The 22,026-nt window shown below is 51.9% G+C and carries 19 protein-coding genes; 16 read left to right on the top strand and 3 right to left on the bottom strand.

Going from position 1 to position 22,026, the window contains the following annotated elements; all coding sequences use genetic code 11:
• The first annotated feature begins 202 nt into the window (after positions 1–202).
• The 8 genes from AC0YNX_RS15340 (at position 203) to AC0YNX_RS15305 (ending at position 9,820) form a co-directional block, all read left to right on the top strand.
• Positions 203–1,120: a ubiquinol oxidase subunit II gene (locus AC0YNX_RS15340; RefSeq protein WP_475816545.1), complete on the top strand. Its 918-nt coding sequence runs from the start codon at positions 203–205 to the stop codon at positions 1,118–1,120.
• 22 nt (positions 1,121–1,142) lie between these two features.
• Positions 1,143–3,113: a cbb3-type cytochrome c oxidase subunit I gene (locus tag AC0YNX_RS15335; RefSeq protein ID WP_475816544.1), complete on the top strand. Its 1,971-nt coding sequence runs from the start codon at positions 1,143–1,145 to the stop codon at positions 3,111–3,113.
• A 2-nt stretch (positions 3,114–3,115) separates the two neighbouring features.
• Complete coding sequence (locus AC0YNX_RS15330; protein ID WP_475816543.1) at positions 3,116–3,763, top strand: cytochrome (ubi)quinol oxidase subunit III; 648 nt, start codon at positions 3,116–3,118, stop codon at positions 3,761–3,763.
• Position 3,764: 1 nt separating this feature from the next.
• On the top strand, positions 3,765–4,076 hold the full coding sequence (locus tag AC0YNX_RS15325; protein ID WP_475816542.1) for a cytochrome o ubiquinol oxidase subunit IV: 312 nt from the start codon (positions 3,765–3,767) through the stop codon (positions 4,074–4,076).
• Between the two features lie 18 nt (positions 4,077–4,094).
• Positions 4,095–5,096, top strand: coding sequence for a COX15/CtaA family protein (locus AC0YNX_RS15320; RefSeq protein WP_475816541.1), 1,002 nt, complete (start codon positions 4,095–4,097; stop codon positions 5,094–5,096).
• 131 nt (positions 5,097–5,227) lie between these two features.
• Entirely contained in the window at positions 5,228–5,374 is a 147-nt protein-coding gene (locus AC0YNX_RS15315; RefSeq protein WP_475816540.1) for a hypothetical protein, read from the top strand.
• 276 nt (positions 5,375–5,650) lie between these two features.
• Complete coding sequence (locus AC0YNX_RS15310) at positions 5,651–9,283, top strand: Npt1/Npt2 family nucleotide transporter (protein ID WP_475816539.1); 3,633 nt, start codon at positions 5,651–5,653, stop codon at positions 9,281–9,283.
• 51 nt (positions 9,284–9,334) lie between these two features.
• Positions 9,335–9,820, top strand: a complete 486-nt coding sequence (locus tag AC0YNX_RS15305; RefSeq protein ID WP_475816538.1) for a hypothetical protein — start codon at positions 9,335–9,337, stop codon at positions 9,818–9,820.
• Positions 9,821–9,875: 55 nt separating this feature from the next.
• On the opposite strand, the gene AC0YNX_RS15300 is transcribed toward AC0YNX_RS15305, so the two are convergent.
• The gene (locus AC0YNX_RS15300; RefSeq protein WP_475816537.1) at positions 9,876–10,499 is read right to left on the bottom strand and encodes a GNAT family N-acetyltransferase; all 624 of its coding nucleotides are present in this window, start codon (positions 10,497–10,499) and stop codon (positions 9,876–9,878) included.
• A 114-nt stretch (positions 10,500–10,613) separates the two neighbouring features.
• On the opposite strand from AC0YNX_RS15300, the gene AC0YNX_RS15295 reads away from it, so the two are divergent.
• Complete coding sequence (locus tag AC0YNX_RS15295; protein ID WP_475816536.1) at positions 10,614–11,243, top strand: HD domain-containing protein; 630 nt, start codon at positions 10,614–10,616, stop codon at positions 11,241–11,243.
• Positions 11,224–11,610, top strand: a complete 387-nt coding sequence (locus AC0YNX_RS15290; protein ID WP_475816535.1) for a hypothetical protein — start codon at positions 11,224–11,226, stop codon at positions 11,608–11,610. The genes AC0YNX_RS15295 and AC0YNX_RS15290 overlap by 20 nt, the downstream gene beginning before the upstream one ends.
• Before the next feature lie 880 nt (positions 11,611–12,490).
• Here the strand turns inward: AC0YNX_RS15290 and AC0YNX_RS15285 are convergent.
• Positions 12,491–13,126 (bottom strand): fumarylacetoacetate hydrolase family protein, encoded by a 636-nt coding sequence (locus tag AC0YNX_RS15285; protein WP_475816773.1) that lies wholly within the window; start codon positions 13,124–13,126, stop codon positions 12,491–12,493.
• Positions 13,127–13,408: 282 nt separating this feature from the next.
• Between AC0YNX_RS15285 and AC0YNX_RS15280 the strand changes: the two genes are divergently transcribed.
• The 5 genes from AC0YNX_RS15280 (at position 13,409) to AC0YNX_RS15260 (ending at position 19,638) form a co-directional block, all read left to right on the top strand.
• The gene (locus tag AC0YNX_RS15280) at positions 13,409–14,767 is read left to right on the top strand and encodes an extracellular solute-binding protein (RefSeq protein ID WP_475816534.1); all 1,359 of its coding nucleotides are present in this window, start codon (positions 13,409–13,411) and stop codon (positions 14,765–14,767) included.
• A 103-nt stretch (positions 14,768–14,870) separates the two neighbouring features.
• The gene (locus tag AC0YNX_RS15275; RefSeq protein WP_475816533.1) at positions 14,871–15,761 is read left to right on the top strand and encodes a carbohydrate ABC transporter permease; all 891 of its coding nucleotides are present in this window, start codon (positions 14,871–14,873) and stop codon (positions 15,759–15,761) included.
• Positions 15,762–15,779: 18 nt separating this feature from the next.
• On the top strand, positions 15,780–16,604 hold the full coding sequence (locus AC0YNX_RS15270) for a carbohydrate ABC transporter permease (RefSeq protein ID WP_475816532.1): 825 nt from the start codon (positions 15,780–15,782) through the stop codon (positions 16,602–16,604).
• 33 nt (positions 16,605–16,637) lie between these two features.
• A complete protein-coding gene (locus AC0YNX_RS15265) occupies positions 16,638–18,419 on the top strand; it encodes a sensor histidine kinase (RefSeq protein WP_475816531.1) in 1,782 nt (593 codons plus the stop codon).
• 43 nt (positions 18,420–18,462) lie between these two features.
• Positions 18,463–19,638 carry a response regulator gene (locus AC0YNX_RS15260; protein WP_475816772.1) on the top strand — a complete coding sequence of 392 codons (1,176 nt, stop codon included), beginning with the start codon at positions 18,463–18,465 and terminating at the stop codon, positions 19,636–19,638.
• 39 nt (positions 19,639–19,677) lie between these two features.
• Here the strand turns inward: AC0YNX_RS15260 and AC0YNX_RS15255 are convergent, their stop codons facing one another.
• The gene (locus tag AC0YNX_RS15255; protein WP_475816771.1) at positions 19,678–20,727 is read right to left on the bottom strand and encodes an NAD(P)/FAD-dependent oxidoreductase; all 1,050 of its coding nucleotides are present in this window, start codon (positions 20,725–20,727) and stop codon (positions 19,678–19,680) included.
• Between the two features lie 188 nt (positions 20,728–20,915).
• Here AC0YNX_RS15255 and AC0YNX_RS15250 point away from each other — a divergent pair, with 188 nt between their 5' ends.
• Entirely contained in the window at positions 20,916–21,917 is a 1,002-nt protein-coding gene (locus AC0YNX_RS15250; protein WP_475816530.1) for an iron-hydroxamate ABC transporter substrate-binding protein, read from the top strand.
• Positions 21,918–22,026: the final 109 nt, after the last annotated feature.

Here is a 22,026-nt window from a genome sequence, read left to right as displayed (position 1 = left end):
ACCTTAGTTTGCACCAAAACGATGTGATGAAAGTCACACCAACCGATACATTTATATCCAATTAATAAAATGGTTGAAAAGTTATGAACATTATTTGACGGCGAAGCAGAATGTGACGGAAATCACATGCGACCCATTCGGAAGCGGCTAAGATGGTGCCAGAATCATTAAGAGCAATACGCACGATGAGGAGTGGGGTCAAATGAAGGTTAAACGCGGGCTGCGCCGCACCATCAAGCTGCTGCTGCCAACGATTATGGCTTCTCTGCTGCTTTCCAGCTGCAAGGGGCACATGATTGTGTTGGACCCAAAGGGGCCAACAGGCGCAATCGAGCTGCGGCTGATTACGATATCGGCGATTCTATGTGCCGTAGTGGCGATTCCGGTGCTTGCGCTGCTGGTCTATATCGTCTACCGCTACCGGGACAGACCGGACAACAAAGCGCCTTATGCACCGGAATGGGCAGACAGCAAGGTGCTTGAGGTCATCTGGTGGGGAATCCCGATTGTTATTATCGGCATCTTGAGCGTATTCACGGCAAAAGGGGTTTACTCGCTCACGAAACCTGCCGTACAGAACGCTTCGCCAGTTACCATTCAAGTCACGTCTCTGAACTGGAAATGGCTATTTACATATCCGGAACAGAACATCGCGACCGTGAATTATTGCGAAATTCCGGCAGGGGTACCCATCCAATTTATTCTAACCTCGGATGCACCGATGAACTCGTTCTGGGTTCCGCAGCTCGGTGGTCAGGAATATACGATGCCTGGCATGGCGATGCGATTATGGCTGCAGGCTGACAAGGCTGGCGAGTACTTCGGCTCGGGAGCGAACTTCACGGGTGCAGGCTTCGCCCATATGCAGTTCAAAGTCATTGCCAAGCCGCAAGCGGACTTCAACAGCTGGGCGAAGCAAGTGAAACAAAGCGAGCAGGTCCTGACGAAGGAGGGCTATGATCAGCTCGTGAAGCCGGGGCTGTCGAAGGAGCAGACGTATGCTTCGTATCCACCTAGCCTGTTCGACGACATCGTGAACAAGAACGGCGGCATGTATGCCGATATGCACCATGCCGAAAAAGACGGCGATGCGATGTCCGGGATGCAGATGAATCACTAGATAATAGAAAGAAGGGAATTCCATGCTGGATCGGTTCAATTTGCTACCCTCCGGATTTTTTGTAACCGGCGATCCGATGATTTATATCGCAGATGCGGCGATCGTGCTTACAATGGTGGCGATCTTAGTTGCGCTTACGTATTTACGCAGATGGAAATGGCTGTGGCGGGAGTGGATTACGACGGTCGATCATAAACGGATCGGCATCATGTACTTGATCTGCTCGCTTCTGATGCTTGCAAGGGGCGGCGTCGATGCGCTTCTCATGCGGGCACAGCTCGCGCTGCCCAATCTGCATTTTCTCGAATCCGAGCACTATAACGAGATATTCACGACGCATGGCACGATCATGATTCTGTTCATGGCGATGCCAATGATGTTCGCCTTATTCAACATCGCCGTACCGCTGCAACTCGGCGCACGGGACGTCGCCTATCCGTATCTTAACGCCATTAGTTTCTGGCTGTTCTTCTTCGGCGCGATGCTCTTCAACCTATCGTTTGTCATCGGCGGTTCCGCGAATGCGGGATGGCTGGCTTATCCGCCGCTGTCGGAGCTGAACTTCAGTCCGGGTCCAGGCGAGAACTTCTATATATGGGGCATTCAAATTTCCGGTATTGGAAGCTTGGCTACCGGGATCAACTTTATTGCGACGATTACCAAGATGCGTACCAAAGGCATGAGCTGGATGAAAATGCCGCTATTCAGCTGGTCCGTCCTTGCTAGCTGCATCACGATCATCATTGCTTTCCCGGTGCTGACCGTTACGCTTGCTTTGCTGTTCCTGGATCGTTTTGCAGGGGGACACTTCTTCACGATGCTGCATGGCGGCAACCCGATGATGTACGTGAACCTGATCTGGATGTGGGGTCACCCCGAGGTGTACATCGTAGTGCTTCCGGCGTTCGGGATCTATTCGGAAGTTGTGAGCACCTTCTCGCGCAAACGAATCTTCGGCTATAAGTCGATGGTGTTCTCGATGATGATTATAAGCGTGCTCTCGTATTTCACTTGGGTGCATCACTTCTTCACGATGGGCGCCGGAGCGGACGTGAATACAGTCTTCGCGATTACCACGATGGCGATCGGGATACCGACCGGTGTCAAAGTGTTCAACTGGCTCTTCACGATGTACCGTGGCCGAATTCGAATTACGCAGCCGATGCTGTGGACGCTCGCTTTTGTCCCGTGCTTTGTCATCGGGGGGGCAACTGGCGTCATGCTGGCTGTAGCGCCGGCCGACTATCAATATCACAATAGTTATTTCTTGATTGCGCACTTTCATCAGGTGCTGATCGGCGGTGTCGTATTCGGCTATCTGGCAGGCATTTATTACTGGTGGCCGAAGATGTTCGGGTTCAAGCTGAACGAGCGCCTCGGCAAATGGGCATTCTGGCTGTGGAATATCGGCTTCTATATTTGCTTCATGCCGCAATACGCACTCGGTTTCATGGGCATGACACGTCGCGTGTATACATACGGCTGGGATATGGGCTGGGCACCGATGAACGTCATCTCCAGCGTCGGCGCAGTTCTGATGGCTGTCGGATTCCTATTCCAAGGCTGGCAAATTATTTATAGCATTAAACATGGAGAACGCGATAAGACAGGCGATCCGTGGGATGCGCGCACCTTGGAATGGTCTATTCCATCGCCTGCGCCGCTGTACAATTTCGCCATTGCGCCGGAAGTGAAGGAGCAAGATGATTGGTGGCGGAGAAAGCAGAAGGCTGCGCAGTCCAAGCAGACGGAAGAAGCGGTCCAGTACGAACCGATTCATATGCCGAAGAATTCTGGTATCCCGTTCTGGATGGGACTTAGCTGGTTTGTCGCTGGCTTCGGCTTTACATTCAGTTGGATCTGGATGGCGGCGCTTGGCTTAATCGGCGTCGTGACATGCTTGCTTGCACGCTCCTTCAGCCGCGATACGGACTATTACATCTCCGCCCAAGAAGTCCGGCAAACGGAAGCGTTGTTCGGAAGGGGTGTCTAATAATGAATCATGCTATCAACCGGCATCATAAGAAACATTTTCATAAGCAGCAGCATGGGCATCATGAGCAGCACGAGCAGCATGGACATAGCGATCAACATGCAATCAATGTGCTGGGGTTCTGGCTCTTTATCGTAACAGACTGCCTGCTGTTCGGTACCTTATTCGCCGTGTTCGCCGTGCTTCGCTATCACACGGACGGCGGGCCTAGCGGCGGCAGCTTATTCGAAATTCATGGTTTTGCAGCGGAGACGTTCATCCTGCTAACGAGCAGCTTTACAAGCGGTCTGGCCGCAATCTTCATGCAGAAGAAGCATGTGAAGGGAGCCATCAGCCTGCTGGCTGTGACGGTGCTGCTCGGAGCGGCATTTATCGGGCTTGAAGTCCATGAGTTCGCCGCAATGGTGTCCGAAGGGGCAACCTTCACACGCAGCGCATACTGGTCGGCGTTCTTCACCCTTGTTGGGACGCATGGTGTGCATGTAAGCCTCGGCATCGGCTGGATGCTGGCGCTTATGGTGCAGCTGGCTAGATATGGCGCGGATGAGCGCAACAGCCGCAAGCTGTTTATGATCGGACTCTACTGGCACTTCTTGGACGTCGTATGGATCTTTATTTTCACATTCGTATATTTGATAGGGGTGTATTAGGATGGCACCAACCACATCTCAGCCCCATGCTTCGGTCAAATCCTACGTCATTGGATATGGCGTTTCGCTAGCGTTGACCATCATTCCGCTGGTGATGCTGTCTACTCACAGTGCAAGCGGCCCGTTGTTTATAACGAGTATCGGCCTTATGGCGGTTCTGCAGCTTCTTGTGCAGCTGTTCTTCTTCATGCACATCAGAGACGGGGAGAAGCCGGCTTACAACGTATGGGCGCTTGCGCTTGGCGCGATTGTCGTCTTGACGATCGTTGGCGCGTCTATATGGATCATGTCGTTCAACGCACAGGTTCAGTAACAAAGGAGAGGATTGCATATGATACGGCAAATTAAGCGGGAGAAGCTCGGAAAGAACCTTATCCGCTTGGGATGGCTCGCCGTCCTTGTCGTCTACATCGTGAATCTATCCGGATTTGTCGATACGCTGACCGGCTCAGTTACCGGCTGCGGCAAGAGCTGGCCGCTCTGCAACGGCTCGATTAAGCCTTGGACATGGGATAGTCATGCTTGGGTCGAATTCGGCCATCGGACGCTCGTTTTCTCGATGACGGTCATGGTCATTGCTCTATCTGTACTCGCATGGCGACTATACGGATACAATCGGTTCGTTCGTCTCTGGGTTCGTCTGGCGATTCTGGGCATTGGGTTAGAGTCATTCTTAGGAGCGCTCAGCGTATTCGACTTCAACCCGCCTGCGCTTATGGCTGCGCATATGGGCATTGCGCTGCTGTCATTCGGTGCGCTGCTCGCCCTAACGGTAACGCTCCAGCAAATTCGCCTCGGTGACCAGACGTTAACAGAGGCGATCCCGGATCGAACGAGAAACTGGGCTAGGCTCCTTCTGATCTACCTTTATGTCGATATTTACGTCGGCGCCTACGTGTCCAGCTCAGGGGCTGGCGGTTGGTTCCGTGGTCTGCTGCTGCCCAAAGAATCGTATTCGGAAGCAGGCCAATCGTTCATTGTTGATATCATCCACCGATCGCTGGCAATCGGACTCGTTATCATCGCGGCACGGCTTGTTCAGCTGTCGTATGCAAACAGGCGGCAGAGACCCGGATACTATGTTGGCAGTGTAGGCGTTAGCGTATTGGTGGTTTTGCAGGCGTTAAGCGGAATCTATATGGTGCATTCCCACTTGAGCTTTGTCTCGGTACTGCTGCATGTGGCGAATGTGTCCCTCATGTACGGCCTTATCGTCTTCTTATGCGTGCAAGGCATCCGTGTTACGGCGAGCGAGCAGCTAAGAGTGCGAACACGCGAGCTTTCTATCTCTATGCGTCAAGTGATGGCAATTATTGACCAACAGAGGGATTAACGCAACATCCGCTTCCTGCCAGCGTAAACTGTGATAATTATCACTGCGATCGTACGATTCATGTGGTTTAATAAGCGGTGTAGGTGTAGACATGAATCATATTCGTCAATTCGTCTGGAAGGGGACTGAAGATGCGAACAATTACTTGCGAGCATTGCGGTAAAATGAACGGTCATGGCGAGGTAGGTCAAAGCTGGATCTGCGAAGACTGCAAAGTAGGCGAGCTCGGCTTCGATTCGCCAGGCAAGCTTGCGGAAGAGGAAGAAACGGATTCATAGACAAATGGATAGCGAACGCTAGTGATATATGGATGGATGAAGAATGAAGGAACTGCCTGGGTGGGCAATTCCTTTTTTTATTGGTGATTTTACGCCGAGAGAACATATACGTGCTCTCAGCAACGATAACGCGCGAGCCATTCTCTCACCGTTCGACAACACCATCGCAGGAACTGCCAAACAAGCAGTTCCTTTTCTATTTTATCTAGTTCCCTAGAACCAGATAATTGGTATAAAATAGAGAGATAGGTTAGTGGAGTATAAGGAGCTGCGAGGATGAAAATCAAATCGGGGATGATCACCCAAACGTTTCAGAGGTTCGGAGAAGACAAGGAAGAATATTCGAAGGTGCTGTTCCTTGTCCTCTATTTATTTGCCATTACTTCGGCTTCAACGATTGGGCGAACTGCGGCGGATGCGCTGTTTTTATCCCACTTTGGCGCCTCGCAGCTGTCGTTCATGTATGTGCCTCAATCGGCGGCGCTTATACTGGTCGGATTTCTATTTCAACGAATCAGTCCTCGGTTCCGAATGGACCAGATGCTGTATGTGCTGATTCCGGCTCTCTCCTCGCTTGTGCTCCTCTCCAGACTCGGTGTCGGGCTGGATTTCAAGTGGGTATATCCAGTCATCTACGTCGGCTATGACGTATTCAACTTCCTCATGGTCGTCTGCTTCTGGCAATTTGCAACCTCCGTGCTCGATCAACGTAAAGTGAAACGAACGATCGGACTGGTCGGCAGCGGAGGCTTGATCGGGAGCATTGTCAGCGGCTTCGGGCTGAAGGCGGTCGCCCCGCTTGTGGGCACCTCGAATCTCATCTTCTTCTACGCAGGGATGCAGCTAATCGCTCTGATAGCGGTTATGCAGCTGACTCGGCGCTCGGATGTGAGCGTATTCGCAGTACGCAAGCTGCAGCCTGGCGCTCAGTCGAAGAAGAAGCAGATTGCAAAAGACAACAAAGGCGGCATGTTCCACCACGTACCGCATCTGAAATATGTCGCGATTATGTCTGCGGCACTCGTCATTACACTGACGCTTATTGATTATCAGTTCAAAGTCATTCTGAAGGGCACGCTGTCCAATGACGAGCTCGCCGGCTTCATGGGTAGCTTTTACGGCTATTCGGGCCTCCTTGCTCTATTCGTCCAGCTGTTCATCGCGGGCAAGCTACTGACGCGCTTCGGCGTTATGGCGGCGATACTCGTGTTCCCGATTGCCTTGTTCACAGGAAGCCTCGGCGTGCTGCTCATGCCAGTGCTTGCAATGGTCGTCATCGTGAAGGGCAGCGACAAGGTGCTCGGCGATACGATCAATTCCTCGGTCAATCAGCTGATTATGTTTCCCGTTCCTCCAGAATGGCGCAACCAGGCAAAAAGCTTCCTCGACGGCATTGTCCGCAACGGGGCCAAGGGGCTAGCCGCGATTGGCCTTATCGGGCTGTCACAGCTGCTGACGACACCGCAGTTCAGCTATGTCATTCTTGCTCTGCTGATCGTATGCATCTTTGCGGCGGTGAAGGTGAAAGGGGCTTACTTGCAGGCACTCTTGTCGACGCTGAAGACGAGAGGGCATGATCTGCACGAGGGGCAGCTCGACCTGATGGACCCTGCCAGTCTCGCTGTATTGACAGGAACGCTGACGCATCCCGAGAAGGGGCAAGTGCTGTACGCGCTGAGGATTTTGCAAGAGTTGGACGGGTTTGACCTGATGCCGCATATGGAAGGACTGCTTCAGCATCCGGCGCAGGAAGTGCGCGTGGAGGCGCTTCGATATATGGAGCGGGTTCGTCCGGCAGGGCAGGAAGAGACACTGCTTGCAAAGATGCAGGTGGGACATAGCCTGGTGCAGGCAGGCGCAGTGTTGGCATTGTCCGCATATGCGAAGGAAGAGTATTTGGATGAGATTACAGCGCGGTTGACCGCGGAAGACATGGATTTGAAATCCGCTGCCATTGCCGGCCTCATTAAGTATTACGGCATCGAGGGGATGTTCCGTGCCGTCGGCACGCTCAAGCAGCTGATGGAGAGCTCGCATGAGGACGAGCGGACGAAGATGGCGATTCTGTTCGGTCAGATCGGTATCCGTGAGTTCTACAAGCCGCTCATTCCGCTGCTGAGAGACGATTCGGCGCAAGTGCGCAAGTATGCGGTGCAGTCGGCTGCGCTGCTTGGCGTGACGGAGCTTGTGGCGCACATTGTGCCGCTCCTGTCGCATAATGAGACGAGAGAGCCTGCGGTAGAGGCGCTTGCGGCTTATGAGGAGAAAGTGATTTTGCCGCTGCTAGCGCCGTATTTCGAGATGGAATCCATTGTGCTCTACTTGCCAAAAGTATTCGAACGAATTAGCGGACAAGCGGCTTTCGACGTATTGGTTGAGCGGTACCCGGCATCGGGCTTCGAGCTGCGGGACAAGCTGCTTGAGGCAATGGCGCGTATGCGCAAGGGCATCTCATATATCGATGCGAAGCGGATTGAGATGCATATTCATTTGGAGCTTGATCTGTACTGGAAGTTTACTGCTTATCAGCGGGATATGGGAGCGGCTGAAGGTTACAGCGAGGTCGCCGAAGCCATTGAGCAATCGCGTCTTGCGATGATCAAGCGAATCTTCCAGCTGCTTGGCTTTATGTATGATGCAAGTACGATTAGCGCCGTGTATGTGAACTGGTCTGAAGGGCAGGCGCGCCAGCAGGCGAATGCGGCGGAAGTCATCGACCAGCTCGTTCAGGGCAACCTGCGGATGGAGCTGGCGAAGCTGATGGCCGCGCCGCTGATTATTGCGCCAAGTGCAGGAGGGGCTGGAGCGGGAGCTTCGCGCGAGCAGTCTCTGCCGAACCTGGCATGGCTTTACGATCAGGGCGACGAGTGGCTGTGTCAGGTCATTCAATTCGCTGCAGCTAGGCGAGGCGAGCGGATTGCCGGCGGGATGGCGACCGGTGCTGAAGACGCAAGCGATGCGGCTTCTGTTGCGCAGATGGATGAAGCGTGGCTCAGCGATCAGATGGAACGCATCGAAATGCTGAAGAATGTTTCTCTATTCGAAGGGCTGACGGGCAGAGAGTTGGCGGCTTTCGCGCTGCGGATGGAGCAGCTTAGCTACCCGCAGGGCAGCATCGTGTTCCAACAAGGCGATCCTGGCGATGCGCTCTATATCATTCGCAGCGGCAAGACGGCCGTGTACCAAGGCCGCGAGAAGGTGAACGAGCGAATCGCGGGCGAGACGTTCGGACAGACAGCGATTCTGACGCACCGATTGCGCACTGCGACGGTTGTGGCTGAAGAAGAGCTTGTGCTCTTGCGGCTTGATTCAGCCGCCTTCTACGATGTCATGTTCGACCGCACGGGCATCGCGCTTGAGATGATGCGTCTGCTTTCGCGGCGTCTGCGCTCGAAGCTGGCGCGCACGGCGGCAGCTCCTGCTTCGCAAGAGGAGCAGGAGGTGGCGGCAGCAGTGGAATCGGCAGAGACGGAAGCGTCCAATGCGCATCTCATGCAAAGTGAAACGATTTTGCGGCGGGTTCTCATTCTGCAGAAGATTGATCTGTTCGCGCGCTTGTCGCAGGAGGATGTCATTAAGCTCGCCCAGGTTGTGGAAGAAGTGGAATATGCAGCGGGTGAATCCGTCTGCCGAGTTGATGATTACGGCGATACGTTGTACGGTATTATAGAAGGAAGCATTCGTATTCATAAAGGCAGCGAGACGTTCGCGACGCTTGGCGAAGGCGAGTATTTCGGCGAGATGGCGGTTATCGACAGCGGTCTTCGCTCGGCAGACTGTACGGCGGTAGGCCGGGCGGTCGTGCTGCAGCTGCACCGCGATCAAGTTTTTGCACTATGCTTCCAGAATATCGACGTACTAAGAAGCATGATGCAAGTGCTTGCGGACCGTCTGCGGGGCATGCTGTAAGCCGGCTGCCAGGTGACTGACTGCTTGCTTTTAAAGGAATGGGGTTATAAGGTGAAACGGGTATTGAAGTTGGTTGTCCTGTTATGTGGTTTGGCGGTGCTGCTCGCGGCATGCGGAGGGAAGACGGAGACGCCGCTGTCGGTCAGCGATAAGGTGAGCTCAACCGACCTGAGCGCGGAGAAAGGCGATGCGGCGGAGCTCGGCATGACCGAGAAAGAGCTTGTGGACAAGCTGGGCAAGCCGGAGCGGACGATAAACGATGGAAGAACGTTCTTATTCATGTACGATAATTATCAGTATACGACGCTCGATAATAAGGTGCTCGGATACTCAATCGGGCCGGGAATTGCAACGGCAAAAGGCGTGAAGCTCGGCGACTCGAAGGAGCAAGTGCTGGAACAGTATGGAAATGCGTACTACACGCTTGGCGAGTCAGTCGGGTATATCGATAAGACGAAGCGGCTGTCGCTTGATTTTAAGCTGAAGGATGATAAAGTGGTTGCCATCAATCTGGCGTCGCTTGAGCTATACGAATAAGACAGCAAACGGCAAAGCCCACCTCTGGAGTGATCCTGTGGTGGGCTTTGTTATGTTATCGGACGCTAACTCCCTGTGCGCGGAGATCCAACAAATACGGCCGCGGGGGGTGCGGGTGATCCATCGGCGGACGCAGCTCTGTGTTATAGGATGCGGGCTTGAGATTCAGCTGCTGAAATAACCGGCTCCACATCCGCTCTTCGTTTGGAGTGGTCAATCGAGGCAGGAAACCGGCATTCAGATAGCTTTTGATCGCAGGGAGGTTGTAGCTGTCGACTTGGAGCAGTGCGGCTTGCTGGCCTCTACTCGCGATAATTTCGCAAAGATGCTGCACCATGGAGGCGGAAAGACTTTTACCTCGATGAGAAGGGATGACGCCTACGAAAATAATAAAGCCATTGCTCTCACCCCAGCGCCAGTGCTGGCTCCACGCGGTTGCTGTACCGCAAGGCATGCCAGCTTCATCGAACAGGATATGTACACGCTCGGGTAGATACGAGTAGTTGTCGACCATGATATGCTCGAACGTCCCCGTCTGATAGTTTCCGAACGCGGCGTCCATCACCTTTTCCCACAGATGTCCCTCTTCACGCGTTATAGCACGAAATATATAGCCAGCAGGGAGGGCAGTTGCCCGATGTGCCCCCTCAGTCACGCTTATCTCCATCGTTAGATTCATTCGTCTGTCGCCTCTCATTCGTGTATACTATTAACTAAATTCTACCAAGTTTGTGGTATGGAAGATAGGGAACGGATGTATGAATCCAATTTAAGCATGTTAAGGAGTGGCATTGTGGAAGACACGTTGAGCAAGCAAATGGAATTTCTAGTCGAAATTGATAAGCTGAAGGTAGTGGAGCGCAAAGCGAAAATTATGAGCGGCGATCGACTCGAAAATGACGCCGAGCATACATGGCACCTCGCAATGATGGCGCTAATTCTGCAAGGTCACGCCAATGCGGAAGTGGATCTGCTGAAAGTGCTGCGGATGCTGCTCGTGCATGATTTGGTTGAGATCGATGCTGGAGATACGTTTGCGTACGATACGAAGGGTCATGAGGATAAGTATGAGCGGGAGATGAATGCGGCGAAGCGGATTTTTGGACTGCTGCCAGAAGCGCAGGCGGCGGAGCTGATGGAACTGTGGCTGGAGTTTGAACGTAAGGAGAGTCAGGAAGCGAAATTCGCCAGCGCGCTCGATCGGCTGCAGCCGCTCATTCACAATCATCACAACGATGGCGATACGTGGCAGAAGTACGGGATTACGAGCAGTCAGGTGCTAAATCGGAATCGGGAGATTGCTGACGCTTCGGATAAACTGTGGGATTACGCGCAGGAGCTGGTGCGGAAGTCAGTTGGATTCAGGGATTTTGAGAGAATCGTAACGGACAGGAGTGGTGGGGATGCAGTTGAAGCCGCATAAAACGCTGCTTACTTTCATTGTGATCTGTGTGCTGCAACTAACGCTGTCGGTCACTCGGCTACTTACGACGAATCAGCAATGGATGCCGGCCTTTATTGGTTTTATTTATTTTCTCGTAAGCCTTGTATTCTTGGGGATGCTCGTCGTGCTGCTGATCGACTTGGTGACGGAAGCGCGGAGAACGATCCATGGCCGGATTATTAACAAAGAAGGCAAGATCATTCATGTATTGCGCGACGATGGGAAGCTGAAGCGGTATCGAATCATCGTGCCCGAAGTGCTCGAGTCGCTGCGAGCTGAACATAGGGTCGAGATTGTGAGTACGAATTTGGCGAACATACCGAGTCGGATTACGGTTGTTGAGTGACGGGGGTCGAGTGTCCGCGCGAAAATGGAGCTGAGAGAAACCATATGTTCTCTCAGCTCCAGAACTAAACTCGAAAAGCTGGTGAGAGTACATATACGTTCTCTCGGGGAAAATTGGACTCGCTCACCGCGCGAAAATGGAGCTGAGAGAACCGATATGTTCTCTCAGCTCCAGAACTAACTCGAAAAAATGGTGAGAGAACATATTCGTTCTCTCGGGTCAAATCGGACTTGCTCACCGCGCGAAAATGGAGCTGAGAGAACCCATATGTTCTCTCAGCTCCAGAACTAACTCGAAAAACGGGTGAGAGAACATATACGTTCTCTCGGGGGAAATTGGACTCGCTCACCGCGCGAAAATGGAGCTGAGAGAACCCATATGTTCTCTCAGCACCAAAACTAACTCAAAAAACGGGTGAGAGAACATATATGTTCTCTCGGGGCAGTGCACCTCGGCTCGCTGGACGAGGACTGTATGCAAAGAGGGAAAAAAAGCCTCTTTCAGGAATCAAAACTGCCCGCACAGCGGTCTGTTTCCCGCGAAGAGAGGGAAAACCCGCTCTCGCGCGGTGACAATGCGGGAAAGGCACCCTGAGAGAGGGGAAAACCTCTCTCAGGGTGCAAAATCGACAGCGAAGCCGCGTATCTCCCGCGAAGAGAGGGAAAACCCGCTCTCGCGCCGCGAAAACGCGGGAACAGCACCCCGAGAGAGGGAAAAGCCTCTCTCAGGGTGCAAAATCAGCCGCGAAGCCGCGTATCTCCCCCCAAGAGAGGAAATCCCCTCTCTCAGGGTCGCCCAATCGCGGCGGTCGCACCGCATCAAACAACCAAAAAAGCCGAGAGATCAACTACCTGATCTCTCGGCTTTTTTTTCACATCCTCTACCCCATGTCCACATAAAGCGGACCATAGGTCGCTTCACTGCCGCCAGCGACAAGGCGCAGCTCCAGCGTGTCGCCGTCCGCGAGCGGCCCGACGCCTGCTGGCGTGCCGGTGTAGATAACGTCACCGGCGCCGAGGCCCATGTTCGAGCCGATGAAGTCGACCAGCTGCTGCAGCGGGAAGATCATATCCTTCGGGCAGCCCTGCTGCACGACTTCATCATTCTTAACGAGGCTGAAATTTAATGCCTCGAATGCTGCTGCTCCGCCGAATGGCGAGAACTCCGTCAGAACCGCGGAGCCGACGAACCCTTTGGCAAGCAGCCAAGGGTGGCGTTTCTCCTTCAGCTTCGACTGCACATCGCGCGCCGTCAAGTCGATGCCGAGGGCGATGCCGTCGATGAGCTCGTCCACCTTCATGCCAGGGCGATAGCTCGTGCCCACGCGCACAACGACCTCCAGCTCATAATGAATTTCGCCGATCGAGCCCGGCAGCGCAAGCTTGCCGCTTGCCGGATGCAGCGCGTGCGTCGGCTTCGAGAAGATCATCGGCTCCTCCGGTACATCGTTGCCAAGCTCCTTGGCATGAAGGGCATAGTTGCGTCCTACACAGTAAATGTTACGAATCGAATCCATTGCTGGCATGTTCCAATTTCCTCCAAATAGGTTGATAAATTATATATTTATCATAGCACGAGCATCATTTTTAATTATAGAAATTTATATGTTACCTATGTATTAATTTCTTTAATGTCTTTCGCGAAACGTAAGATTTTGCCGCAAAAGACGACGACAGCCGTGTACGCTTTAATCATGCCGATCTTGAAAACGCAAACCTTAATCCCTAATTTCACGCATTGTTGACAAAGGCGTAGTGCATGATAATAAGCGTATATCAACCCGAGGGGGAATAGAGAAATGGCTAGCAAAGCAATGAAAACAACAGCAGTTGCGGTTACAGCAGCAGCATTGCTTCTTGGCGCAACAGCTTGCGGAAGCAAAAACGACAACACAAACAATTCTGCAAACAATTCGGCAAATACAGGTACTAACGCTGGTACAAACACACCAGCAGCTGAGAACGTAACAATCACGTTCCAAAACATCTACCCAGATCCAGAAACACCTTCGTACAAAATGCTTCACACAATCGTTGATCAATATCAAAAGGACCACCCGAACGTTAAGATCGAGCTGGACTCCCTGAACACGGACCAACAAAAACTGAAGCTGAAAACACAAGCAGCTTCCAAAGAAGTACCGGACATCACAATCGTGAACCCGTCCGCACAAATGAAGCCATATGTTGACGCTGGTCTATTGGCGCCGCTGAACGACATGCTCGATCAGAATGGCCTGAAAGACACGTTCCAAAAAGGTCTTCTTGATTCCTACAGCTTCAACAACAACGTATACGCATTGCCAGACGGCAACAACATCGAAGTTGTTTACTACAATAAAGACCTGTTCACGCAAGCGGGCATTACAGCTCCACCAACAACATTCGAAGATCTCGTAGCTGATGTTAAAGCGCTCAAAGCGAAGAACATCACGCCAATCGCGATCGGTGAGAAAGACTCCTGGACAGGTTCGTTCTTGTTCATGAACGTTCTTCTTCGCACAAACGGCGGCCCAGGCTTCCTGAGCGACGTTATTGCTGGCAAGAAAACATTCAACGATCCAGCGTTCACTGACGCAGTATCGAGCTTCCAAGATCTGATTCAAGCGAAAGCATTCCCAGACGGCGCAACTTCCCTTGACTACAACACGGGCGGTAACCTCTTCAAAACAGGTAAAGCGGCTATGTACATCATGGGTACATGGGAAACTGGCGCAATCGACGCTTCATCTGTAGCTGGTAAAGTAGGCGTGTTCAAATTCCCTACAGTTAAAGGCAAAGGCGATCCAGACCAATACATGCTTGCTCCAGGTTCCGCATTCGCGATCTCCGCGAACAGCAAGCACCTGAAAGAAACAAAAGACTTCTTGAACTACTTCATGACAGAAATGCCTAAGAAGCAGTTCGAACTGAAAAACGCTGTAGGTAGCGGTCAAATCATGAGCGGCGACTTCAAAGCAGCTGGCTACTCCGATCTTGCAATCGCAGTACTTGACCTGTTCAAGAACGTTAAAGGCGGCGACCTTGCATTCGATAACACAATGAAGCCAGCAATTGCACAAGCTCACTTGAGCAGCATCCAAAACATGTTCGTGCAAAAGGTTGACCCAGCGAACGTTGCGAATGAGCACCAATCGGCGTACGACTCTAACAAGTAAGCATTAGAATAACTAACAGTCGTTTGCGGGTGGAGGCACTTAGCTGATCTCCATCCGCATTCGGCTTTCTTTACAATTTATAACGACTCAGGAGGCAACCCACGTGAATGTTTTAAAAGTCCCGGCCCGTACAATTGCTGTTTTCGTCCTGCCGTGTCTGATTCTCTACATCGGCCTCGTGTTCGTACCAATCCTTGTAGCTGTTTATGACAGCTTGCTGGACTGGGATAGCATCAATAAGGCGAAATTTATCGGGCTCGATAATTTTAAAACGATGCTGTTCCACGACACGAACTTCTGGCCTTCCGTGCGTCACACGCTTGGTTATGCAGTATTCTCTATGTTGGAAATTCCAGTTTGTTTGTTTGTTGCGGCACTTATGAACCGCTATGTGCGTAAAGCAAATACGCTTGTATCGATTTACTTCGTACCTGTTATTCTGTCGGTCGTTATCATCGGCCAACTTTGGAAAACGATCTACAACCCGACTGAAATGGGCGGTATGCTCAATGGTATTCTGACATCGATCGGATTGGAAAGCTGGACACGCAGCTGGCTGACAGAACCTAAGATCGCGATGTACTGCTTGTACTTTGTATCCCTTTGGCAATATTTCGGCTATCACTTACTCATTCAATACACAGGCGTGCAGAACATTCCGACGGAAGTGTATGAAGCGGCGAAGATTGATGGTGCAGAAGGCTTTAAGGCTGACTGGTATATTACTTACCCAATGGTTATCCCGATCTTCAAAATCTCGATCGTCCTTGCGTTCATCGGTTCCTTGCAGTCGTTTGACCTGGTATGGGTTATGACAGGCGGCGGCCCGGCACACGCGACAGATACGATCTCTACACATATGTACACCCAGTCATTCCTATCCTTAAAGTATGGATACGGAAGCGCACTTGCAACATCTCTCGTGTTTATCTGCTTGGTATTCACTGTTTTCATCAATTTCGTCTTCAAAAAAGTTGAAGCGAAGTACACCTAGAAGGGAGAACAATACATCATGGCAAGTTTTAAAAAAGGGCTCGTGTATCTGCTTCTCTCGATCCTTGTCGTTACGCAAATTTACCCATTGTTTTGGCTAGTGATGTACTCACTCAAAACGAACGAAGAGATTCTCGGCTCTAACTTCTTCTCGCTGCCGAGCTCTCCGCAATGGGCTAACTATAAAGCCGCATATAAGGGCGGGCATTACTTGCAATACCTCGGCAACAGCGTCTTGGTCACAACCGTTACGCTGCTGTGCGTAATCATTCTAAGCGCAATGGTTGCTTACGCGATTTCCCGGTTCAGATGGAAGCTTGGTCCGGTTGTCACGCTCGTGTTCTTGCTCGGGATGATGATTCCGATGCAGGCGACATTGCTGCCGCTGATGGTTATGTTCAAGCACATGCACATCCTGAACACGCGCTGGTCGCTGATTCTGCCTTACATTACGTTCTCCACGCCGATTGCTGTCTTTATCCTTAGCGGATTTATGCGTGGCATTCCAGCGGAGATTGAAGAATCGGCATTCATGGACGGCGCTAGCGTATACCGGATATTCCGCAGCATCATCCTGCCGATCTCGGTACCGCCGATTATGACCGTATGTATTCTGACGTTCATTACGATCTGGAACGAGTACATCATGGCAGCGACATTTATTTCCAAAGAAGCGTTGAAAACTCTACCTTTCGGTGTATATACTTTTGTCAGCCAATACAACGTTAACTATGGCGCAATTGGTGCTTTCCTTATCCTCGGCGCATTGCCGGTGCTGCTTGTGTACTTCATCCTTTCGGAGCGTATTACGAAGGGTATGGTTGCAGGTGCGGTTAAAGGATAAGCGTAAAGCCCGAAGGAGAGGGCGATTACGATCGTGTCACGCGGATTTCATTCCATTCAATATCGGCTGTTCGTGCTGTTTCTTATCAGCATGTCAGCTATCGTACTGATTGTCAGTATCTTGTATTACAATCGGACAACGGTACAATTTCAAGAGAAGGTAAGCGGCCTGTCCAAGCAGAACGTCTCGCAGACGGCAGGTCTCTTCGATCTTCTTCTGAAAGGCTATGACAGCATGTCCAAGTCTGTCATCGGCAATAATGATTTTTCCCGGATTATGAGTACGCCTTCAGTCGACAGCCCTGCTGTCGATTATTTTAATGAGAAGGCGATTACGAACATTCTCGGTGCTGTCTTCCTCTCGCAGGAAGATCTGATTGGTATTCATGTCCTGACGGATAAAGGGAAAGTATACAATTACGGCAATTATGCCAATGTCATCGACCCCGACTACACCAATGCTCACTGGTATCAAGAGATTCAGGGGTCCAGCGGCAGCATGGTTTGGCTCGGGGTTTATAAGCATTCCATTATCGATCAGGTCGAGAACCGCTCCGTGTTTGCGTTCGGCCGCAGGATTTATGACCTTAACAATCACCGCCAAGTGGGCGTTGTCCTCTTCGAGACAAGTTCGCAGGCGATTGTAAATGCAATGGAGAACTTGAAGCTCGGCATACATAGCGAGGTATATCTGATGTCGGGCGATGGGGAAGTGATCTCGTCGACGTCCCAGACCTGGGATAATCAATGGATGTCGACACTGCCGCGGCCTAAAGGGGGCGTGCCTGTCGTAGTCGAGAGTGCGGGGAATCTTATTGTGGCTTCGCAGCTGCCTTTTGCCGATTGGACCGTGCTTAGCGTGACGCCGGAGCGTGACTTGAACGTCGAGCTTGCCGAGACGAAGCGTTTCCTCATCTATGTAGGTGTAGCGTTGGTACTCGTGGCGATTCTCGTTGCGACGATTTTCTCAAGGACGATCTCTTCGCCGCTCAAGCGCCTTATCTCGGAGATGAAACAGGTCGAGATCGGGAACTTCCGCGGGTCTCTCAATGTAACCTCGTACCAGGAAATTAATATACTTGTCGCGTCGTTTAATCAGATGGTGAATCAGATAGCAGAGCTGATCGAGCGGGTGAAGATATCATCGGTCAGCGAGAAGAATGCAGAGCTGCAAGCGCTGCAATCGCAAGTAAATCCGCATTTTCTGTACAATACGCTTGATATGATTTATTGGATGCTCGACGAGAAAGGGCATGACCGGCTTGGGGAAGTGGTTCTGTCGCTGTCCAGACTGTTTCGTTATAGCAGCCACTGGGATCAAGGCGTGGCAGTTAGCCTTCGCGAGGAGATTGAACAGACGCAGCATTATTTAACCATTATTGTCACGCGTCTTGAAGGAAGGCTGACAGTCGATATCGACGTTGATGAGGCATGGATGAACGTGCCGCTGCCGAAGATGACGCTGCAGCCTGTCATCGAGAACGCTGTAAAGTACGGCTTGGAGCCGCTGCTCAACTGGGAAGGGAAGCTGCGGGTTTATATTGAAGCGGATGAGCGCAAGCTGCGCATTATGGTGAAGGATAACGGAATTGGCATCGATGCCGCGAAATTAGAACGGATTAATACATTACTTGATAAGCCTGAAGAAGCAGCGAAGGATGAGGAAAGGCTGGAAGGATTCCGGCAGGAAGGCGGCATTGGGCTTGTTAATTTGCAGCGGCGTATTCGCCATATGTACGGTGAAGCGTACGGGCTTGAGCTGCGAAGCGAGCCGAATGAAGGCACCACGGTCATCATAACCGTTCCTTGTCATTAGATGTAAGGCGTTCGGAGGCAGGAAGGAGGAGCTGCATATGGCAGTGAACATCCTCATTACAGATGACGAGAGTGTCATTCGCGAAGGTGTGAAACGAACCATTAAGCGGGCATTCCCCGATTACAATGTGCATTTGGCAGCCTCTGCGGAGGATGCAGTGCAAGTGCTGGAGAGTCAGCCAATTGATATCGTGCTGACTGATATTCTGATGCCAGGTATCGATGGACTTGAGTTCATGAAGATGTCCCGGCGTAAATATCCGCACGTGAAGTGGGTCGTGATATCGGCGCATTCGGAGTTTTCATACGCGCAGAAAGCTGTGCGGCTAGGAGCTCGCGATTATTTGCTGAAGCCGATCGGCAAGCAGCGCCTGGAGGAATTGATTGAACAGCTCGCTGAAGAGGCGAAGGAAGAGACGACTTCCTCCAAGGAAGGCGAACTGTTGAAGACGAACCTGAAGTACTTGCGCGAAGCAGTGTTCCAGCGCCTTGCTTCCGGCCTTGCGCTGGGCAATCTCGACATTGCTCCGCTCATTGAGCGCTATCCCGAGTTTCGCCTCGTTATGGTGCGAATCGAAGAAGCAGTGAAGAACGTTCAGCTGGAGCATTTTATTATCGAGAATGTCCTGTCTGAGCTGATTGATCTGCATGGGCAGGGCTTCGTTGTCAGCTTTGACCGGCAGAGCTTGCTTGGCCTTGTGCAGCTTAAGACCAACAAGACGGATGAGGGGCTGGCACAGGATCTGCACAAGCATCTCAGCCATTATTTGAAGCTGCCCTTCCACATTACGTTCTCAGAAGCGATCAAGGAGTTCAACCGCATTCCCGAAGAAGTGCGGCGTCTTCGCCAAGCGCCATCGCCTACAGCAAGCGACCGGCCGGAAGGCAGCGGCGATAAGGCGATTGAAGTCTCCCTGCAATACCTGAAGGCGCATTACAATGAGGAGCTGTCGCTGGAGAAGGTGGCGTCAGTCGTCTTCCTTAATCCGATCTACTTCAGCCAGCTGTTCAAGCAGAAGACAGGCCAAGGCTACAAGGATTATGTCATCAGCTTGCGCATTGAACAGGCGAAGGAGCTGCTGCAGCAATCGGGCCTGAAGCTCGCCGAGATTGCCGAGCGGATCGGGTACGCCGATGTGCGTCACTTCACGCAAGTGTTCCGGCGCAAAATGAATGTAACGCCAACCGAATACCGCCAGCAGATTGCGGCGGAACGTTGAATCATAGAGTGACAAGTGGGGAGCTTAGGTCCCCATCTGTCACTCTTCTTCGTCTTCTACAGCGACGCCGAGCTGGCGGTTCTTCTCCTTGAATCGCGAGTTGTGGGAAGAGACATAGGCGGTTTTGTCCGCCTCCGGATCGAGATATACCTTGACGCTGTTCGTGGCGTTCACAGCATCGGTGAACGTGCCAGCGATCAGATGAACCTTGCTGTCATGCATGACGAAGTCGCCTGCGGCGAATACGCCCGGCAGATTCGTCTCCATTTTGGAGCTGACAGGGACATTCCACTCGTCCATCGCAAGGCCCCAATCCCGAACGGGGCCGAAGTTATAACGCAAGCCATGGTTGACGATTACAGCTTCGACAGAGAGTTGCTCCGTCTCCCCCGTCTCCATATGCGCGATGCTGACTCGGTCAATCGCCGTCCCATTGCTGCTATGCAGCGCTTGCACGGCATACGGTGTTCGAACGCTCGCCGAGGATTCCTTCATCCGCGTCACATTGCGCTCGTGACCGCCGAACTGGTCACGCCTGTGAACGACGGTCAGGCTCGCTGCAATCGGCTCGATCATATTCGCCCAGTCAACCGCAGAATCACCGCCCCCGGATATAAGCACATGCTTGCCTCTGAACTCCTCCAGCGACTGTACCGTGTAGTGCAGGTTCGTTACCTCAAACCGGTCCGCGCCTTCAATATCCAGCTTCGCGAGCTCTAAGATGCCATAACCGATAGCGAGTACGACCGTGCGTGTCCAGTGCTTCTCGCCACTCGCCGAAGTGAGCAGCAGCGAACCATCCTCCTGCCGATCCATTCCTACGATCTGCTGACCGAGCACAACAGTTGGCTCGAACGTCATTGCCTGGGTAATGAGCTGTTCGATAAGCTTCTCCCCCAGCGTGGGAGTCAGTCCGCCAACGTCCCAAATCATTTTCTCCGGATAAATGAGAATCCGTCCGCCAAGCTCTTCGCGCGCCTCGATAACCTTCGTCTTCAGCTCGCGCATTCCGCTATAGAAAGCTGAATAAAGCCCGGCCGGGCCACCTCCGATAATGGTGACATCATATAATTCCAATTGCTCGCTCACACTCGTAATCATTGTTCGTGTAACCTGCTTTCCTGTGGATTCGCACATTTCCTTTTTATGCTAAATGAGATTCATTCTCAAAAAGAGGTTGACAAAGGCTGTGTCGCGGAGTTAAAGTTTGTAGTGCCTTGAAACTGATAATCATTATCAATACAACTATCATACAACGAAAGTGAGAGAAAAGAGAAATGAACAAATTGTTAATTCCGATCGTTCTCCTGTTCGTCCTGGTGCTAAGCGCTTGCGGCAGCAATGGTGGCAACAATAATGCAGGGAATGCGAACTCGTCCGCTAATACGTCGGCGAATGCAGGCGGCAATGCAGCGGCGAATAGTTCGACTGAAGATAATGCTGCCGCCAATGCACCAGCGGAATCCGGCACGATTACTTATCAATCCGAAGCGGGTCCTGTGGAAGTGCCTGCGAGCCCGCAGCGAGTTATCGTGCTGGCTGGTTTTGCCGGCGATATCATCAAGCTTGGGGTGCCTATTGTCGGTGTGGACTCTTGGTCGAAGGCGAACCCGAACTTCCAAGACCAGTTGAAGGATGCGGCTGAAGTTTCGGATGAAGACGTGGAGAAGATTCTGGAGCTGAAGCCAGACCTGATCATCGGCATGGACGACGTGAAGAACCTGGACAAGCTGAAGAAGATCGCTCCGACGGTTGTTTACACGTACAACAAAGTCGACTATCTGACGCAGTACCTGGAGATCGGCAAGCTGCTGAACAAGGAGAAGGACGCGCAAGCTTGGATTGATGATTTCAAAGCGCGCGCTACTAAAGCGGGCGAAGAGATTAAAGCGAAGAACGGTGCGGATAAGACGGTTTCCGTTATCGAGTCATACGATAAGCAATTGTATGTGTACGGCGACGCATGGGGCCGCGGAACGGAAATCATTTATCAAGCGATGGGTCTCGCAATGCCGAAGAAGGTGAAAGAAATGACGCAGAAGGAAGGCTACTATGCGGTATCCACGGAAGTGCTGCCTGACTTCATGGGCGACTATGTCATCTTCAGCAAAGACTCCGCTGCTGACAACTCGTTCCAGAAGACAGAGACGTACAAGAACACGACTGCGGCGAAGAACAACCATGTGATAGAGGTAGATTCGAAGGGCTTCTACTTTAACGATGCGCTAACGCTGGACTATCAGCTTGATGTGATTACTAAAGGCTTGCTCGGCCAATAAACAAGAGGGTAGAGGAATTCTCTTTCGGGAGCAGTTCCTCTTCCTTGTTTAAAAAAGGAATGTGTGAGACGAATGATGAATGTGGATGTGGATGTGGATGTAGGTGTGG

The sequence above is a fragment of the Paenibacillus sp. J31R98 genome, from assembly GCF_056269245.1.
This window is presented reverse-complemented; position numbering and strand designations above follow the sequence as displayed.

Excerpts from the sequence above, each read along its gene's own strand:
- AC0YNX_RS15340 (WP_475816545.1), top strand. The coding sequence starts at position 203 with ATGAAGGTTAAACGCGGGCTGCGCCGCACCATCAAGCTGCTGCTGCCA.
- AC0YNX_RS15335 (WP_475816544.1), top strand. The coding sequence starts at position 1,143 with ATGCTGGATCGGTTCAATTTGCTACCCTCCGGATTTTTTGTAACCGGC.
- AC0YNX_RS15330 (WP_475816543.1), top strand. The coding sequence starts at position 3,116 with ATGAATCATGCTATCAACCGGCATCATAAGAAACATTTTCATAAGCAG.
- AC0YNX_RS15325 (WP_475816542.1), top strand. The coding sequence starts at position 3,765 with ATGGCACCAACCACATCTCAGCCCCATGCTTCGGTCAAATCCTACGTC.
- AC0YNX_RS15320 (WP_475816541.1), top strand. The coding sequence starts at position 4,095 with ATGATACGGCAAATTAAGCGGGAGAAGCTCGGAAAGAACCTTATCCGC.
- AC0YNX_RS15315 (WP_475816540.1), top strand. The coding sequence starts at position 5,228 with ATGCGAACAATTACTTGCGAGCATTGCGGTAAAATGAACGGTCATGGC.
- AC0YNX_RS15310 (WP_475816539.1), top strand. The coding sequence starts at position 5,651 with ATGAAAATCAAATCGGGGATGATCACCCAAACGTTTCAGAGGTTCGGA.
- AC0YNX_RS15300 (WP_475816537.1), bottom strand. The coding sequence starts at position 10,499 with ATGAATCTAACGATGGAGATAAGCGTGACTGAGGGGGCACATCGGGCA.
- AC0YNX_RS15290 (WP_475816535.1), top strand. The coding sequence starts at position 11,224 with ATGCAGTTGAAGCCGCATAAAACGCTGCTTACTTTCATTGTGATCTGT.
- AC0YNX_RS15285 (WP_475816773.1), bottom strand. The coding sequence starts at position 13,126 with ATGGATTCGATTCGTAACATTTACTGTGTAGGACGCAACTATGCCCTT.
- AC0YNX_RS15280 (WP_475816534.1), top strand. The coding sequence starts at position 13,409 with ATGGCTAGCAAAGCAATGAAAACAACAGCAGTTGCGGTTACAGCAGCA.
- AC0YNX_RS15270 (WP_475816532.1), top strand. The coding sequence starts at position 15,780 with ATGGCAAGTTTTAAAAAAGGGCTCGTGTATCTGCTTCTCTCGATCCTT.
- AC0YNX_RS15250 (WP_475816530.1), top strand. The coding sequence starts at position 20,916 with ATGAACAAATTGTTAATTCCGATCGTTCTCCTGTTCGTCCTGGTGCTA.